This window comes from Methylocystis suflitae, from assembly GCF_024448135.1.
In the GTDB taxonomy this organism is placed as follows: domain Bacteria; phylum Pseudomonadota; class Alphaproteobacteria; order Rhizobiales; family Beijerinckiaceae; genus Methylocystis; species Methylocystis suflitae.
On sequence record NZ_JAMRYX010000077.1, the window covers coordinates 18,973 to 35,448 of the forward strand.

General features: G+C 62.8%; 14 protein-coding genes. 10 read left to right on the forward strand and 4 right to left on the reverse strand.

What is annotated here, in order from left to right; genetic code table 11:
* The first annotated feature begins 95 nt into the window (after positions 1–95).
* A complete protein-coding gene (locus NEI07_RS06285; protein ID WP_256033437.1) occupies positions 96–353 on the forward strand; it encodes a GCG_CRPN prefix-to-repeats domain-containing protein in 258 nt (85 codons plus the stop codon).
* Between the two features lie 65 nt (positions 354–418).
* Here the strand turns inward: NEI07_RS06285 and NEI07_RS06290 are convergent, their stop codons facing one another.
* Both NEI07_RS06290 and NEI07_RS06295 read right to left on the reverse strand, forming a co-directional pair.
* Positions 419–1,000 (reverse strand): hypothetical protein, encoded by a 582-nt coding sequence (locus NEI07_RS06290; RefSeq protein WP_256033439.1) that lies wholly within the window; start codon positions 998–1,000, stop codon positions 419–421.
* 3 nt (positions 1,001–1,003) lie between these two features.
* Complete coding sequence (locus NEI07_RS06295; RefSeq protein ID WP_256033442.1) at positions 1,004–3,406, reverse strand: YadA family autotransporter adhesin; 2,403 nt, start codon at positions 3,404–3,406, stop codon at positions 1,004–1,006.
* A gap of 423 nt (positions 3,407–3,829) precedes the next feature.
* Here NEI07_RS06295 and NEI07_RS06300 point away from each other — a divergent pair, with 423 nt between their 5' ends.
* The gene (locus NEI07_RS06300; protein WP_256033445.1) at positions 3,830–5,422 is read left to right on the forward strand and encodes a methyltransferase regulatory domain-containing protein; all 1,593 of its coding nucleotides are present in this window, start codon (positions 3,830–3,832) and stop codon (positions 5,420–5,422) included.
* Positions 5,423–5,526: 104 nt separating this feature from the next.
* Here the strand turns inward: NEI07_RS06300 and NEI07_RS06305 are convergent, their stop codons facing one another.
* A complete protein-coding gene (locus NEI07_RS06305) occupies positions 5,527–5,985 on the reverse strand; it encodes an MgtC/SapB family protein (protein WP_256033447.1) in 459 nt (152 codons plus the stop codon).
* Between the two features lie 128 nt (positions 5,986–6,113).
* Between NEI07_RS06305 and NEI07_RS06310 the strand changes: the two genes are divergently transcribed.
* The 3 genes from NEI07_RS06310 to NEI07_RS06320 are packed head-to-tail and all read left to right on the forward strand — an operon-like array spanning position 6,114 to position 9,778.
* Positions 6,114–6,821: a cytochrome c oxidase assembly protein gene (locus tag NEI07_RS06310; RefSeq protein ID WP_256033448.1), complete on the forward strand. Its 708-nt coding sequence runs from the start codon at positions 6,114–6,116 to the stop codon at positions 6,819–6,821.
* A gap of 11 nt (positions 6,822–6,832) precedes the next feature.
* Positions 6,833–9,385: a cbb3-type cytochrome c oxidase subunit I gene (locus tag NEI07_RS06315; RefSeq protein ID WP_256033449.1), complete on the forward strand. Its 2,553-nt coding sequence runs from the start codon at positions 6,833–6,835 to the stop codon at positions 9,383–9,385.
* A 3-nt stretch (positions 9,386–9,388) separates the two neighbouring features.
* The gene (locus NEI07_RS06320; RefSeq protein ID WP_256033451.1) at positions 9,389–9,778 is read left to right on the forward strand and encodes a hypothetical protein; all 390 of its coding nucleotides are present in this window, start codon (positions 9,389–9,391) and stop codon (positions 9,776–9,778) included.
* 146 nt (positions 9,779–9,924) lie between these two features.
* On the opposite strand, the gene NEI07_RS06325 is transcribed toward NEI07_RS06320, so the two are convergent.
* Complete coding sequence (locus tag NEI07_RS06325; protein WP_154453149.1) at positions 9,925–10,446, reverse strand: ABC transporter permease; 522 nt, start codon at positions 10,444–10,446, stop codon at positions 9,925–9,927.
* Positions 10,447–10,767: 321 nt separating this feature from the next.
* On the opposite strand from NEI07_RS06325, the gene ppsA reads away from it, so the two are divergent.
* From ppsA to NEI07_RS06350, 5 genes are all read left to right on the forward strand, one after another.
* Entirely contained in the window at positions 10,768–13,230 is a 2,463-nt protein-coding gene (ppsA, locus tag NEI07_RS06330) for a phosphoenolpyruvate synthase (RefSeq protein WP_256033460.1), read from the forward strand.
* Positions 13,231–13,334: 104 nt separating this feature from the next.
* Positions 13,335–14,405 (forward strand): calcium:proton antiporter, encoded by a 1,071-nt coding sequence (locus NEI07_RS06335; RefSeq protein ID WP_256033454.1) that lies wholly within the window; start codon positions 13,335–13,337, stop codon positions 14,403–14,405.
* Positions 14,406–14,568: 163 nt separating this feature from the next.
* Complete coding sequence (locus NEI07_RS06340; protein WP_256033455.1) at positions 14,569–15,063, forward strand: cupin domain-containing protein; 495 nt, start codon at positions 14,569–14,571, stop codon at positions 15,061–15,063.
* A gap of 239 nt (positions 15,064–15,302) precedes the next feature.
* Positions 15,303–15,458 carry a DUF3309 family protein gene (locus NEI07_RS06345; RefSeq protein ID WP_256033456.1) on the forward strand — a complete coding sequence of 52 codons (156 nt, stop codon included), beginning with the start codon at positions 15,303–15,305 and terminating at the stop codon, positions 15,456–15,458.
* A gap of 482 nt (positions 15,459–15,940) precedes the next feature.
* The coding region (locus tag NEI07_RS06350) for a DUF992 domain-containing protein (protein ID WP_256033457.1) at positions 15,941–16,476 on the forward strand (536 nt) is incomplete at its 3' end.

Consider the following 16,476-nt stretch of genomic DNA (forward strand, 5'->3'; position numbering starts at 1 on the left):
AAATTGCAATTGCCAAGTTTCCGTTCAGGCGCCGATATTCCGGGGGCGCGGCGCGCCAGCCGCGCGATTGGACCGGTTTACGGAGGAGATTGGAGATGAAATTGAGGACGGGTCTCGCGCTGGTTTTCGGGGCCGCTTTGGCCGCGCCGGCCCACGCCGCCATGCCGCTCGCGCCGACTGAGTCGGCGGGCGCGCCGATCGTGCAAGTTTATGGCGGTTGCGGCCCTTACGGCCATCGCGGTCCCTATGGCGGCTGTCGGTGGGGCGGACAATGGGGCGGCTATCGCTTCGGACGGCCCTGCCCGCCCGGCTTCCATCTCGGCCCCTATGGCCGCCGCTGCTGGCCAAACTAAGCTCAGCGAAAAGCCGGGACGGCGAACCGTCCCGGCGCTTTACCGGCGCCCCGACCCGAACGCCGTCAGGGCTGCTTTGGCCCGGACGGGCGAAGTCCCGTCCCGCCTCTTGGCTGTGCCGCGGCGCTCGGGGCCGGCGCGTCGCTTGGCGCCACCGGCGCCGACGACCCCAGCGAAACCGAGAGGCCGAACAGCTTCCACTGGCCCTGGACCGGCGCATAGAGCAGTTCGAAACGGATCTGCGTCGGCACGGACGGGAAAAACCCTGACATGTGCATCATGCCCGTCGACTCTATTTGCGGCAGCATGCTGAGCTGCGGCTCCAGGACGGCGACGCCTGACAGGTCGAGATGTTGGTTGCGCTGATAGGCGAAGATTTCCGCGAGCCGGGCGGCCGTGTTCGTCTGGAAGCCCGGGGCTCCAAGGTCGCGCAGCACCGTATAATTGCCGGTTTTGTTGGCCTGGTCGAGCGCAAGCAGAGTCGAGCGGACGAGAATCAGAACCCCGTTCTTGTCGATATCAGCGGGCCTTGGCGCCTGCGCCGGCCTCGACGCCCCAGGCTTAGGCGACTGCGCCGAAGCCATCGTCGGAAAAATACTCGCGGCCACAAGGGCCGCGAGCAGTATTGTCTTGACCTTCACGATCATGGATCACCAAGCCAGGGTCACGCCCGCACGGCCGGCGACGCCGCCGTATTTGAGGCCCGCGCCGATGCCGGCATTGACCACCGCCCATTCGTTCAAGCGCAATTGCGCCTGAGCGGCAAGGCCGTACTGACCACGGAAGGTGCCGAAGTTGCCGGTGACCGAGAAAAACTTGTTGTCCGGCAGGTAGCTGGCGCCGCCGAGCGCGACGGCGACAGCCGTGCCCTCGTAACCGCGTTGCACCGATCTTCCGAGGTCATACACGCTCTGCGACAGGCCAAGGACGCCGGCCTGGAGAGCTTGGATGTCCTGCGGACCGAAGGCCGAAGTCGCGAGATGACCCTGGGCGTCCGTGGTGGTGAACTTCGTCACGCCAACCTGCGAAGCTAGGCTCGCGGCAGACGTGATGCCCGGCGCTTGGTAGGTGTTGGCCGCCGTCCCGAGCATGATCTGGTTCGGAGCGGTGGTGACTGCGCCGGCGCCGAGAGCGGTCGAGCCGGCGAATGCCGCCGAGGAGCCGGCGCCGAGCGCCGTTGAGCCGAAGCCCGAGGCGTTGGCGCCGACGCCCATGGCCGTGGAAGCCACGCCGCTGGCGTTCGAGAACGCGCCATTCGCCGTCGAGCCGACGCCGCTCGCGTTCGAGAACGCGCCGGACGCCGTGGCGCCAGCCTTGCTCGCGTTCGAGAACGCGCCGGTCGCGGAGGAGCCGAGGCCCGTCGATTTGGAGCCGAAGCCATAGGCGTTTGAGGCGATGCCCGTGGCAGTCGAGAAGTCGCCCACGGCCGTGCCGCCGTTCGACGCGGTCGTATTGAGACCGATCGCGACCGAGTCGGTGGCTTTCGCATTCGTGCCGATCGCGATGGCGTTGGCGCCATTGGCGCCCGCCTGCGCGTTGTTGCCGATCGCGACCGCATTCGTTCCGATCGCCTTCGAACCCGAGCCCGCGGCGAAGGAATCGTCGCCCAACGCAGCGTTGCCCGTGCCGACGGCGGTGGCGCTGTCGCCGGTGACCAGGTTGCCAGAGCCGAAAGCCTGCGCGGTGTCGGCGACCACGAGGTTGTTATTGCCGACCGCGGTGGATTTGTCGCCAATGACGCCGTTGATCGTTCCCAAAGCGTTCGAGCCACTACCGATCACGCCGTTGACCGTGCCGACCGCATTCGAACCGTCGCCGATCACGCCGTTGATCGTGCCGACCGCGTTCGAGCCGTCGCCGATCACGCCGTTAAGCGTGCCGACGGCGTGCGAGCCGTCGCCAATCACGCCGTTGAAGGCGCCCATGGCTGCGGAGTTGTCGCCAACGACTCCGTTGACCGTGCCGAAGGCGCTGGAATTGTCGCCAATGACCGCGTTGGTGTTGCCGACGCTCGTGGACTTGTCGCCGACGACGAGGTTCTTGGAGCCATCCGCGGTGGAGCCGTCGCCGATGACGGCGTTGGTGTTGCCGGTGCTGGTGGACTTGTCGCCGATCACAAGGTTCTTGGAGCCGGTCGCGGTGGAGCCGTCGCCAATGACGCCGTTGATCGTGCCGAAGGCGTTGGAGCCATCGCCAATCACGCCGTTGATCGTCCCGACCGCGTTCGAGCCATCGCCAATCACGCCGTTGATCGTGCCGATGGCATTCGAGCCATCGCCGAGAACGCCGTTGAGCGTGCCGATCGCGTGCGAACCGTCACCGCCCACAACGTTGAAAGCGCCGATGGCCGCGGAATTATCTCCAAAAACGCCGTTGACCGTGCCGAAGGCGCTGGAGTTGTCGCCAATGACGGCGTTGGTGGAGCCGACCGAGGTGGACTTGTCTCCGGTCACAATATTTTTCGAGCCGACGGCTGTGGAGTCATTCCCCAGGATGCCGTTCAAGGTGCCGAACGCGCTCGAGTTGTTTCCAACAACGCCATTGAGCGAGCCGACAGAGGTCGAGTCGTTTCCAGTCACAATATTTGTGAAACCCACCCCAGTGGAATTATCTCCAGTTACAACATTAAGAGCACCAATCCCAGTGGAAGCATCTCCAGTCACAACGTTAAGAGCACCAACCCCGGTGGAACCGTTTCCAGTTACAAGATTCGTAAAACCAACTCCGGTGGAGAAATTTCCATTTACGTTATTAAGGTTTCCGGCCGCCGTAGAGCCGGTACCGACAACGGAATTCGCAATTCCAAAGTTTACGCCGACATTGAGAAGATTTGCGATCCCCGGGTTGGTGCTGAGGCCAAATCCGCAAGCGAATGAAAGGGGCCCGGTGTTGCCTGCAGTCCCTCCACCCGAGCCGGTGCAGACCGCGGCGCTCGCCGAAGTCGGCGCAAAGGCCGCGCCCATCGCTACAGCGGCCGAGCCGCTCATGAGCGCGCGACGAATCGCGATGGCGCCATTTTTCGACGTGCTGAGTTTCCGAGAAAGTTTGGTCACGAACAGTTCCCCCAGTTCCTAGTCTGCGATGAGCACCGAACCGCGAATTTGCCAAGCCGCGGGATGAACGATCGTGATGTTTACAATTTATACGGGCATGCACAGTCAACGACGAACGACGCCTTTTGCGCTCGGTTTGGCCACATTTCCGGCCGCTGTGATAAATAGGAAACAGTGCGGAAGTGACTGAAAATACGTCAAATACTTGAAGTAACTCATCTATTTGGATTCTGATCATGCGCGCCTCAATTGAGCGCCGGGCGCGCCTCAAACCGCCGCATCCACCACTTGGGAAATATCGGACTACAACGAGAGATAGGTGCGTGATTCTCTTGCAGTTTTGCGGGAATCGCCGCGCGTCATTTGCAAATCCGCCGGCCGAAAGGGAGAATGAAACTCCCTTTACGCTCCGGAAACTTGCTTATGACGACTCACTTCGGGACGGCCGTGCAGGCGGCGATTGCGCGTAACGCCGCCTCCTATGACGATCTTCCTTATGTCTCGCATCCGTTTCCGCAGACGCATCCGGCGCGGCTCGGCGCGGTCGCCCGCATCTTCAAGCTGACGGCCCCCGATCTCTCTCGCGCCCGCGTTTTGGAGCTTGGATGCGCGGCCGGCGGCAATCTCATTCCGCTCGCGGCCCGTCACCCCGACGCCTATTTTCTCGGCGTCGACCTTTCCCAGCGACAAATCGAGGAGGGCCAGCAGCGAATCGCCGCGCTGGCGCTCTCAAATATCAATCTTCGCCGCCAGAGCCTGACCGACCTTCGGTCCAAGGACGGCGGCTTCGACTATATTATCTGTCACGGCGTCTACAGCTGGGTGCCCGAGCAGGTGCGCGACGCGATTCTGCGGATCGCGCGCGAAAATCTCGCGCCGCACGGCGTCGCCTTCATCAGCTACAATGTTCAGCCCGGATGGCGGCTGCGGCAGACCTTGCGCGACGCGCTGGGGCTGCACGTCGGGCCGCATGGCTCGCTGCGCGAGCGCGTCGCCCGCGCCCGCGAAATGCTGTCCTTTCTGGAGCAGAACACGCCGGCGGAGACAACCTGGGGCAGTATTTTCCGCGCCGAAGCCGGCAATTTGCGTATGGCGGACGACTCGTACATCGGCCACGAATTTCTCGAAGACTGCAACGAGCCGTGCAGTTTCTCCGAGTTCATGGCGAGCGCCGGGGGCCGCGGATTGGCCTATCTCGGCGAGGCGAGCCTTTCGACGATGATGCCCGAAAATATGAATCCGGCCGCAGCGCCCTTGCTGCGCGCGCTCGCGGGCGACAATCAGGTGTCGCTTGAGCAGCATATGGACATTTTCACCGGCCGGACCTTCCGCCAAACCCTGCTCATCCATAAGGAGCGGGAAGGCAGGTGCGTCCGCACAGTGACGCCCGATGTGCTCCAAGATCTACACTTTCTGGCGCGGACGGACTTCGGCTTTTCGCGCGAAGAGGACGGCAACGCCTTTTTCGCCGACGGCTCCGGCGCCTGGTTTTCCACACAGGATCCTGGCGTGCGGAAGGCCATGGACGCGCTTGTCGCGCGCCTGCCGGATTCGAGCTCGATCGACGAGCTCGTCGCTGCGATGGAGGTGCGCGGCGCCTCCGTCGACGCGGCGATGCGATCCAGAATCGCCGACGCGCTGTTGCGCATGGCGCTTGTCGGTCTCTTGACCGCCTCAACGGAATCGCTGCGGATCGCCCGCGCGCTTTCGGCGAAGCCCGTCGCCTGCCCCATGCTGCGGGCCGACGCGGCAGCGGGCGTTCTGCACTCGGCTAATCTGCGCCACGAGCCGATTCGGCTGGATATCGTCGCCCAAGTGGTGACGCCGCTGCTCGACGGCGGCGCCGACCGCAACGCCCTGATCGCCGCGACGATCGCCGCGGCGGATGCCGGCCGCGTGACCTTCCAGCGCGCCGGTCAGCCAGTGGTCGAGCCGGCGGACATCGCGCTCTGCGCCGCCGAGCACGTCGACCGCGTGCTTGGCCACCTTCATAACAACGCCTGCCTCGTCGCCTGAGGGCGCCTTCAACGTCGAGGGCGGATCAGCCGCGCATCATCAGGCGGAGCGGCGTGCATTCGCCTCGCCTCGCGTCTGCGCTTTTATCGGCGCAGCTGAGCCGGCTACGAACTCTCACCTTCCTTGCCGCGCGAAGTTTCATCGACGAGAACAGTGTTCTCGATCGGCGTGATCACCTTGAGCGTCAGAAAGGTGAAAACCGCGATTGCCACTGCAACGTCATAGCTCCCGAGACCGACTGCGGCTCCAATAGCGCCTGTCGCCCACAGGCTCGCCGCGGTCGCCGTTCCTTTGACCGACGCGCCTTGCTTGAGAATGGCGCCGCCGCCGATGAAACCGATTCCGGTAATGATCCCCTCGATGATTCTCGCCAGGCCGTCGGGCGAATTCGCCATGTATTGCTCAGCCGCCTGGACAAATCCGCAGGCGGCAAGAGCGACGAGGGGAAAGGTGCGAAGCCCTGCGCTGCGGTCCTGTCGCTCTCGATCCCAGCCGATCGGCAAAGCGAGCGCATAGGCGCCAGCAAGCGCCGCGAGATGGGGAAGTATTTGAAATTTGTCCACGTCGGCGCCGCTTGCTCTATGCGGTTTACACTAGGCGACGAAGTAGACGTTTCAATAGCCGCAAGCTCTGGATTGACCAGAGCGCTGGCCAATATGGTCTCTATTCGCAACTCGCATCAACGAAGGCGATGAGCAGAGCGAACGTCACGATCGCATCAGCGGCGAACGGCGCTATCGGCGCCCCATCCGCCTGGGAGCCGTGGTCGAAGATATTCGTCGCGGGAGTTGTCGTCTGCGCGGTCGGACTCCTCGCTTACGCTGGGCCAGGCCTCGGACCTCGCGCGTCTCACATGGCGACGCATATTTTGCTGATGAGCGCGCTCGCGCCCTTTCTGGCTGTGCTGTGGACAAGGTTTGCGTCGGCTCCGGTCCTTGCAAAGGGATACACGCTGGCGGCGATTACTGCGGCACAGATTGCGCTGCTCTACGCATGGCATGCGCCAGGAGCGGCGGCATATGTCGAGCGGCATCCGACTGCGCATCTTTCGATGCACGCCTCATTGCTCGTGGCGGCGTTGCTTTTTTGGCTCGCGATTCTCGGCGATACGGGAGTCGCGCGCTGGCGCGGCGTCGCCGCTCTGGCGATCACCGGCAAGCTCGCCTGCCTCCTCGGCGTGCTTCTTATGTTCGCGCCGCGCGTTCTCGACACGCGCATCGCAGGCTCGGCGACGACGTTGGAGACAATGCTGGCGGATCAACGCCTTGCCGGTTTGCTGATGCTGGCCGCCTGCCCGGCAAGCTATGTGCTCTCCGGCGTTTGGATCGCATCCCGGTGGCTGCTTGCTTTGGAGGACGATCGCTTGCGCGCGCGGTCCGATCGTCCGGACGGCGCCTAGAGCGCGCCTCGATGCCTGAACGCCAAAGCGACCAAAAGCGCCTTCCAAACGAAACGCCGCGGCCGCCAGGCGAACTTGAAGAGCTTGAGCGCGTCTGGGCCTATCCGCCAGGGTGGCGCAAGATCAGCGAAATCAACAACAGTCTCGTTGGCGTCATCTATATCGGCGCGGCCTTTCTGTTCTTTCTGCTCGCGGGCGTGCTGGCGCTGATCATGCGCGTCCAACTTTCACACGGTGACAATCATTTCATCGGACAGGATCTCTACAACCAGATTTTTACCGTGCATGGCACGACGATGATGTTCCTTTTCGCCGTGCCTGTGATGGAGGCGCTGAGCGTCATCCTGCTGCCGCAGATGCTGGCCGCGCGCGACCTGCCCTTTCCAAGGCTCAGCGCCTTCGCCGTCTGGGCCTATGTCATCGGCGGCCTCGTGTTTTTCTCGACGATTTTCTACGGCCTTTCGCCGAGCGGCGGCTGGTTCATGTATCCGCCGCTGACGCTGACCAAGTTTTCGCCTGGAGATAACGCCGATTTCTGGCTGCTCGGCATCGGTTTCATCGAAATATCGGCGATCGCCGGCGCGATTGAAATCATCGTCGGGATGCTGCGCACGCGGCCGCCGGGGATGACGCTCGACAAGATGCCGCTCTTTGGCTGGTCGATGCTGGTCTTTGCGGCGATGATCGTCTTCGCCTTCCCCGCCGTGATCCTCGCGACGATGATGCTCGAGATCGAACGATCCTTCGGCTGGCCCTTCTTCAATGCGGACCAGAGCGGCGATCCGGTGCTGTGGCAGCACCTCTTCTGGTTTTTCGGGCATCCCGAGGTCTACATCATCTTCCTGCCGGCGGCCGGTCTCGTCTCGATGATCGTGCCGACGATGGCGCAACGGCCGCTGATCGGCTACCGGTTGATCGTCGTCGCGCTGATCGCGACTGGCTTCTTCAGCTTCGGCCTGTGGGTGCATCACATGTTCAGCACCGGCATACCGGCGCTGAGCCTCGGTTTCTTTTCGGCCGCGAGCATGGCGGTCGCCGTGCCGTCCGGCATTCAGGTCTTCTCTTGGATCGCGACGATCGCGTCGGCGACCGATCGATTCAGGCTCACCACGCCGTCGCTGTTCATCCTCGGATTTCTTTTCATCTTCGCCATCGGCGGCCTGACCGGCGTGATGGTTGCGATCGTCCCTTTCGATCTTCAGGCGCATGACAGTTACTTCGTCGTCGCGCATTTTCATTACGTGCTCGTCGGCGGCATGGTGTTTCCGCTCTTTGCGACCTTCTATTACTGGGATCCGATGATCAGCCGGAACCGGCTTTCGGAGCGCCTTGGGCGCTATGTGTTCTGGCTGATGTTCCTGGGCTTCAACGTCGCCTTTTTCCCCATGCACGTCTCCGGCCTGCTCGGAATGCCGCGGCGCGTTTGGACCTACCCCCGCGCCATGGGCTGGGACACGCTCAATATGATATCGACGATCGGAGCGTTCATTCTCGCGCTCGGCGTGCTGGTGTTCGTCGTGGATATTTTCGTGCGCTTCCGACGCGACTGGGAGACGCAGAGAACGCAGACCAATCCCTGGGACGCCGGAACGCTGGAGTGGCTGCCGAGCGATCTCTATTCGATGCGCAGCGTTCCGATCGTGACGAGTCGCTACCCTCTATGGGATCAGCCCAATCTCGCCGAAGACGTCGTGGCGGGGGCCTATTATCTGCCGAACGCCGCAACCGGACGGCGCGAGACGATCGTCACCTCGCCCATTGAGGCCCGACCGGAATATCTCCTGGAAATGCCGGGACCGGGCTGGGCGCACATGTTCTCCGCGGTCTTCACGGCCGCCTTCTTTCTGTTGCTGACGGTAAAGGCCGTTGCGATCGCGCTTGTCTGCGGCGCATTGGCCATCTTCGCCACGCTCGTCTGGTGCTGGCAGCTCGACCCGCCGCCGCGCGGACGCGTCGAGATCGGCGGCGGGATCAGTCTGCCCACCTATATGTCCGGACCCTCTTCGCATGCCTGGTGGGCGATGATCGTGCTGATCCTCGTCGCCGCCTCGCTCTACATCACCTTCATCTTCTCCTACCTCTATCTTTGGACCGTCAGCCCGCAAGTCTGGCCCGTCGTTGGCGCGTCGCCGCTTCCGGAGCTGCGCTGGGCGGCGAGCGGCGCGTCGCTGATGCTTCTCAGCATTCTTGCGTTCAGGATGGCCGACCGTGCGCTTCCAAAGCCCGGTTCGATCAGCCTAGCGGCGGCGCTCCTGATGCTCGCCGGCGCGCTGTGTCTCGTCGCCGGCGTCGGGATCGGGGGCTATGGGCAGTGGCGATCCGGCCTGCGGCCGGGGGAAAACTCCTACGGCGCCATGGTGTATTTGGAGATTGTCTTGACAGGTCAGCTCGTGGCGACTGTCGCGCTGATGACCGGATTCGCCTTGGCGCGTCTCTTCACGGGGAAACTCGATGCGCAGCGGCGCGTATCATTCGAAAGCGTTACGCTGCTGGCTTACTACACAGCCGCGCAAGGGCTCCTTGGAATTTTGCTCATTTATGGCTTTCCGCGAATGCTGGAGTAGACGATGTCGCGTGCAAGCAAGGCTGAGCATCCTCGCTGGTCTCTGACGACGATTATCGCCTTTCTACTCGCCGGTCCCATCGTCTGGGGCCTGCATTTTCTTTTTGTCTATGGCGGGCATACGCTGATGTGCGTGCTCGGCTGGTCCAGCGAGCCGCAAGTCATACGGGCGAGTGTGATCGTGGCGGGCGGCGCAGCACTTGCGCTTCTTGCATTCCTCGCGCGCGCGGCGCGCCGCTGGCGTCGCTATGTTGTCGAGAGCGGCGGCGACTCGGCCGCGTCAGCGGAATTTCAAATGTATGCGACGTTGCTACTGATGCTGCTGTCGAGCGCCGGCGTGGTGTGGTCCAGCCTTGCAGCTTTCTTCATCGCGCCCTGCCAGACGCTGCGATGACGTCGCCCGCGCCTGAGCATGTCAACGCAGCCGCGCTGGGGCTGCGCCAAAGGCGCGGAGCATCTCGCGCCGGTCTACGCGCGCACACTAGTCGGGCCGCATCAGACCACGCCGCTCGCGACCCTCTGGCGTCCACGTTCTGGGCTCTAGGCCGCAGGCTTCGCTTGTTCGGCGACCTTAACCGGAAGCTGCGTCCGAATTGCATCGACGATCCTTTGAACGGAGGCGTCGGCCTCGCTGGCGCGCTTCTCCGCCGCGACCGCCCGCTGCTCCATCGCCGCCAGTTCGGCCTGCCGCGCCGCGAGCTGCGACTGCACCCCCTCGAGATCTTTCCGCGTCTGAATGAGGGCCGCGGAGAGTTCGGCGGCTTCCGACTCCGATTTACGCAACGCGGCTTCGGCGCGATCGCCGCGGTCTTCCGCGCGCTCCAGCTTCTCTCTCACCGCATTGGCGGCGCTATGCGCGCGCGCCACCGCCTGAGCGGACTGCTTTTCGAGTTCCTTGATCGCCGCGGCGGCCTGGGACACGAGGTCCAGCGCCGCCGTAGCGTCGTCAGTGGCGCGCGGCCGCTGACGGACAGGAAAGTTCGGCGCTGGCGGCGCCAGCGGCCTGTTGTCCCCTCTCGGGATAATTTCGTCCATCACCTGATCCAGATCCAGCGAATCCATTTGCGCCTCCCGCCATCGCACGAACTGAGTTGGGCCAGCCGTCCAATCAGATTCCTATTATGGTCAAGAATCCGGCCAAATCTCGACCATTAGGTCAAGTTTTAACCATAACCAGCGGGGTAAGCGTTTTTCCTAGGACAGATCGGCCTCCAGGGGCCAATGCTTAAGCTACAAAGAGCGCCGATGCGACTGAAAACGTGCCTTGTTCACACAAATTCTGTGTAAGCGCTCAATATCACCGCTAAGCTGTAATAATTATGGCGCAATAGCCCGGGGACCTCACGCTCGCTCCCTTACCAAAAAGAGCTCGTCATGAATAAAATGGCCGACTCCACCATTTCCACAGAGAAAAAGCCGGCGCATTCGGCCTTCGGGAAATTTATTCGTTTTTTCAATGAGGTGGGCATCGCCGACGTGCCGCTGGTGGGCGGCAAGAACGCCTCGCTTGGCGAAATGTACCGGGAGCTGACGGCGAAAAACATCCTGGTGCCCAATGGGTTCGCCGTCACCGCCGAAGCCTATCGCTATACGCTCGATGAAGCGGGCGTCTGGACCGCGCTTAAAGAGGCGCTCGACGGATTGAACCCGTCTGACGTCGATGATCTCGCCAAGCGCGCCGCGCGCGCCCGCGACATCGTTTATGGCGCGCAGACGCCCCCGGATGTCGAAGCCGAAATTCGCAGCGCCCTCGCCCGCCTCACCGACGAATACGGACCCGATTTGACGGTCGCCGTGCGCTCGTCGGCGACGGCGGAAGATTTGCCGAGCGCAAGTTTCGCCGGACAACATGACACCTATCTCAATGTGCGCGGCCCCGCCGCCGTTCTCGACGCTATCCGTCATTGCTTTGCGAGCCTGTTCACCGACCGCGCCATCCGCTATCGCATCGACAACGGATTCGATCACTTCAAAGTGTTCAACTCCGTCGGCGTGATGAAAATGGTGCGCTCGGATTTGGCGGCGTCAGGCGTCGTCTTCACGATCGACACGGAAAGCGGATTCGAGGACGTTGTCTTCATCACCGGCGCCTACGGCCTCGGCGAAAACGTGGTGCAAGGCGCCGTCGACCCGGACGAATTCTACGTCTTCAAGCCCACCTATAGGCAGGGCAAGCGCGCTATTTTGAAGCGCGCGCTCGGGGCGAAAAAAATCAGGATGGTCTTTTCGGACCGGGGTCGGACGACGACGCGCAACATCCCCACCGACGCCAAGGAAAGAGAGAAATTCTGCATCTGCGACGAAGAGGCGCTGACGCTCGCCGGCCAGGCGATTGAGATCGAGAACCACTATAGCGCCAAAGCCGGCGCGCGCCGCCCCATGGACATCGAATGGGCCAAGGATGGTCTCGACGGCCAGCTCTACATCGTTCAAGCCCGCCCGGAAACCGTCGCGTCCCGCCGCGACCGAAACATCGCTGAAATCTACAAGGTGACGAAGCACGGCGCCGTGAAAGTCGAAGGACGTGCGGTCGGCGCAAAGATCGCCAGCGGCAAGGCGCGCGTGATCGAGCGCGCCAGCGAGCTTTCAACATTCGTTCCCGGCGAGATCCTCGTCGCCGATACGACGTCGCCCGACTGGGGCACGGTGATGAAATCGGCCGCCGCCATCGTGACGAACCGCGGCGGTCGCACGTGCCATGCGGCCATCGTCGCGCGCGAACTTGGCATTCCGGCAATCGTCGGCACGGATGCGGCGACGCGACTCATTCGCACCGGCGACATGATCTCGGTGAGCTGCGCCGAGGGCGACGTCGGAAAGGTCTACGAAGGGCCCATCGCGTTCGAGGTGGAGCGCGTCGATCTTTCAACTCTGACGACACCCGCCACGCATGTGATGATGAACGTCGGCAATCCCGATATCGCCTTCGGCCTTGCGGCGTTGCCGAACGACGGCGTCGGCCTCGCGCGCATGGAGTTCATCATTGCGGACTCGATCAAGGCGCATCCCATGGCGCTCGTTCACCCGGAACGGCTCGGAGCCCGGGAGCGCGCCGAAATTGCGAGGCTGACCGCAAATTATGCGAGCCCCAGCGAATTCTTCGTGAAGCGCCTGTCCGAAGGCGTCGGCACGATCGCAGCGGCGTTTTATCCAAAGCCTGTCGTCGTGCGCATGTCCGACTTCAAGAGCAATGAATACGCCTCATTGCTCGGCGGAGAGGTTTTCGAAATGCAGGAAGCCAATCCGATGATTGGCTTTCGCGGCGCGTCGCGCTATGCGCACCCTGCTTACCGGGAAGGTTTTGCGCTCGAATGCGCCGCGATGACCCGCGTGCGCGACGAGATGGGTCTGACCAACATCAAGCTGATGATTCCCTTCTGCCGCCGGATTGAAGAAGCGGAGAAGGTCATTGCGCTGATGCGCGAACTCGGTCTCGAACGCGGCAAGAACGGGCTCGAGATTTACGTCATGTGCGAAATTCCAAACAATGTCATGCTTATCGATCAATTCTCCAAACATTTCGATGGTTTTTCGATCGGCTCAAACGATCTGACGCAACTGACGCTCGGCGTCGATCGCGACTCCGAAATCGTCGCCTTCGACTTCGACGAGCGCGACGAGGGCGTGAAGGAGATCATTCGTTTGGCGGTCGAAGGGGCCAAGCGTAACGGGCGGCACTGCGGCATATGCGGCCAGGCGCCCTCCGATTATCCGGAGATCGCTGAATTCCTCGTGCGCTTGGGAATCGATTCGATCAGCCTCAATCCCGACACGGTTTTGCAGACCACAAGACGCATCGTCGACTTGGAGAAGCGTCTGGGTCGAGAGCCGCGAAAGACGGATTGACCGGTCCGGCGCGTCTTTGCATTCATTCAAATCGCATCCACCCTCGGCGCCCGCGCCAGGCGTCGATCGACTGTGGCGCACGTCGCCCAATAAAGGAAAAGCAAATGAGCGCAGCCGCCAACCGGAAAGTCCTCGCGACGATGGCTCCAGCGGCCGGACTTGTGGGCGTCGCCGCGGCGCTGCATTTTGCGCAAGCCGGTCCCATTGTAAATTTCATCGCCTCGGCTTTGGCCCTGGCGATCGTCGCCCATGTGATTGGCGAAGCCACCGATCAGCTTGGCAATCACCTCTCGCCGGCGGCGACGGGCATCGTTCAGTCGGCGGTCGGCAATCTTCCCGAACTATTCGTCTGCATCTTCGCGCTCCGGGCCGGGCTGCTGACCGTCGTGCAGGCTTCGCTGATCGGCTCCATTCTGTCGAATGCGCTTCTTGTCCTGGGCCTCGCTTTTATCAGCGGCGGTTGGCGCCTCGGCGTTCTTCACTTCGAAAGTCAGACCCCGCGAATGATCGCGACGCTGCTTCTATTGGCGGTGTCGGCGCTGGTGCTGCCGACGCTCGCACAGGAGCTGCATCTGCCGAGCGGCGCCCATGAGCAGGAGCTCGCCATCGTCTGCGCAGTCGTGCTGCTTTTCGTTTTTGTCGTGCTCACCCATGCGATGCTCAGCCAGGGGCAGCGCGCGCTGCCGGCCGAGACCCATGCGCGCGTGCATGCATGGTCGCTCGGCGCCGCGATCGGCGTTCTCGCGGCTTGCGGCGGCGCCGCCGCCTTCGTATCCGACTGGTTCGTCGACGCGCTCGGTCCAGCGATCGAAACGCTGGGCGTCAGCGAAGCTTTTTCCGGCCTCGTGATCGTCGCCATCGCCGGCAACGCCGTCGAAAACGTCGTCGGCATTCGGCTCGCGGCTCAGGGCAAGGCCGATCTCGCAGTCAGCGTTATTCTGAACTCTGCGCTTCAGGTCGCCGTCGCGCTCATTCCAATTCTGGTGCTCGTCAGCTTTGCGATGGGCGGCGCGGCGCCGTTCACGCTCGCCATCCCGCCGATTCTTGCAGTGGCGCTGTTTCTATCCGTGCTCGTCGTCACGGTTGTCACCGTCGACGGCCGGGCGGACATGGTCGACGGGGCCGCGCTTGTTGGTCTTTACGTCATCGTCGCGACGATCTTCTGGTGGGGTTAGCCCGCCCCTGGCGACAACGTGACGTCTTCCCAATTCTACTTTTTTCCGGCCGCTAAGGGATGAGCGCGGTCGCTCCCGCCCTATATCTCTCGACCTGAAGACGCCGCGGAGCCGATGCGGCTTGGCGTCGTGCGGGAAACAGATCGCGGCGCGGGAGGGACTCATGAAAACAAGAATAGCGATCGTCGTCGCTGGCGTCCTCGCCTGCGGCGGAGCGGCCCAGGGCGGCGCAGTTGAAGCGCATCGCGTGTTTCTTCCGCAGAACATGAAATGGGAGCTGGCGCCGAGTTCGCTGCCGGGCGGCGCTGAAATGGCGGTGCTGTACGGAGATCCAAGCCGAGAAGGCGACTTCGTCGTCAGGATCAAAGCGCCGAAAGGATACCGCGTGCCGCCACACACGCATTCCAAGGCGGAACTCGTCACGATCATCTCCGGCGCCTTCAGTTTCGGTCGAGGACAGGCGGCCGACCGCGCCACGGTCGAAAAGCTACCGGCGGGAAGCTTCATTTCCATGCCTGCCGGCGTGCTGCATTATGTTTTCGTCGACGAGGACTCAGTGCTCCAGATCAACGCCACCGGTCCTTGGCAGATCGACTATTACGATCCGAAAGACGACCCGCGGCTGAATATCGCGCCTGCGGGAGCGCCTGTGCGCTAAACGGAAACGCTTCAAAGAAAACGGCTCGCGCCTTTACATCCGAGGTCGCGAGCCGCTCCGTATAGGGCTGCCGCTGATGGCGGCCGCCTCGAAAGAAAACGTAGGCCAACGGCAATTCAAAGCAAGCCGGGCCTTACCGCTCTCATCCGCGCCAGAACTCGCGAGGAACATTATTCGAGCGCGAGCGTTGCGCTTTGAAACTGTCGCGCAAGTGGCGCGCGGACAAGCGGAGTTCAGCCATGCTCTCGACCGTTCTCATCGTCATTCTGCTGTTGTTGCTTATCGGCGCCTTGCCGACTTGGCCCTATAGCTCGCAATGGGGATATGGCCCCGGCGGCATCGTCGGCGCCTTGCTCGCTATTGTCGTCGTGATGGCGCTCATCGGCAGGCTGTAGCAGCTTCAGGCATCGGCTCGGCCGCCTGACCATAGTCTGTGCGCGTTTGTTAGACGTCAGCAGCGCTTATCCTGTTAGGCGCGCTCGCGCTCATCCCTACTTGGCGTCGGCGCAACAATCAGCATGTCGCGCCCGGCGATGTCATCGCGCTTTAAACGCGCGCGTCCCATCTTGCCTATATCGATTCTACGCTCTGACGTTCCGTCACAGCGACGATCATCCCGCTCGCTTGGCGTTTGCGCCGCGTCCGGATCGGCGCTTCGAACGCCGCGCCTGCGCATTGAGCCGTGCTCGACTGGCTTTTTTCGGCGCCGGATCGCTCCGACGCGAAGCCGCGCCCGTTCGGCTCGGGCGCGATCCGCTGTGCGCAAATATTCTTGTGACTGGCCAAGGGATTCCCTGCGGGGTTACTTTTTGTATTTTTCGCCATTAAAGTCCCGCCGCGCGGCTAAGTTCCCGCACCCATCGATTGGAGTTCGATAATGTCTCATTCCTCGCTCGGCCGCGCGATTTGCGCGATGTCTTTCATCGCGCTGTCGTCCAGCGTCGCCACGGCTCAATCCGTGCAAGTCGGCACCCTTCTCTGCCATGTCTCCGGCGGCGTCGGCATGATCATCATGGAGAATCAGGCGCTCGACTGCGTGTACACGGACGCTAAAGGCAGCCCGCCCCAGCATTACATCGGCAGGCTGACCAACGTCGGCGCCAATATCGGCATCAGCGGTCCGGGCCAGATGATTTGGACGGTTCTCGCGGCCACGAACAGCGTGGCGCCTGGCGCGCTGGCCGGAGACTATGTCGGCGCGGAAGGGTCGGTCGCAGTCGGCGCCGGCGCCGGCGGCGCGGTCCTTGTCGGCGGCTCGAACAAGACCATCTCCCTGCAGCCCGTGTCCGTCTCCCTTGGCACCGGCCTCAATGTTTCCGCCGGCATCGGCAATGTCAGCCTGCAATATATGCCGGTGACCCCGCCGCCGCCGCCGCCCGCGCCGGCCGCCAAGCCGAAGAAAACCCGCGCACA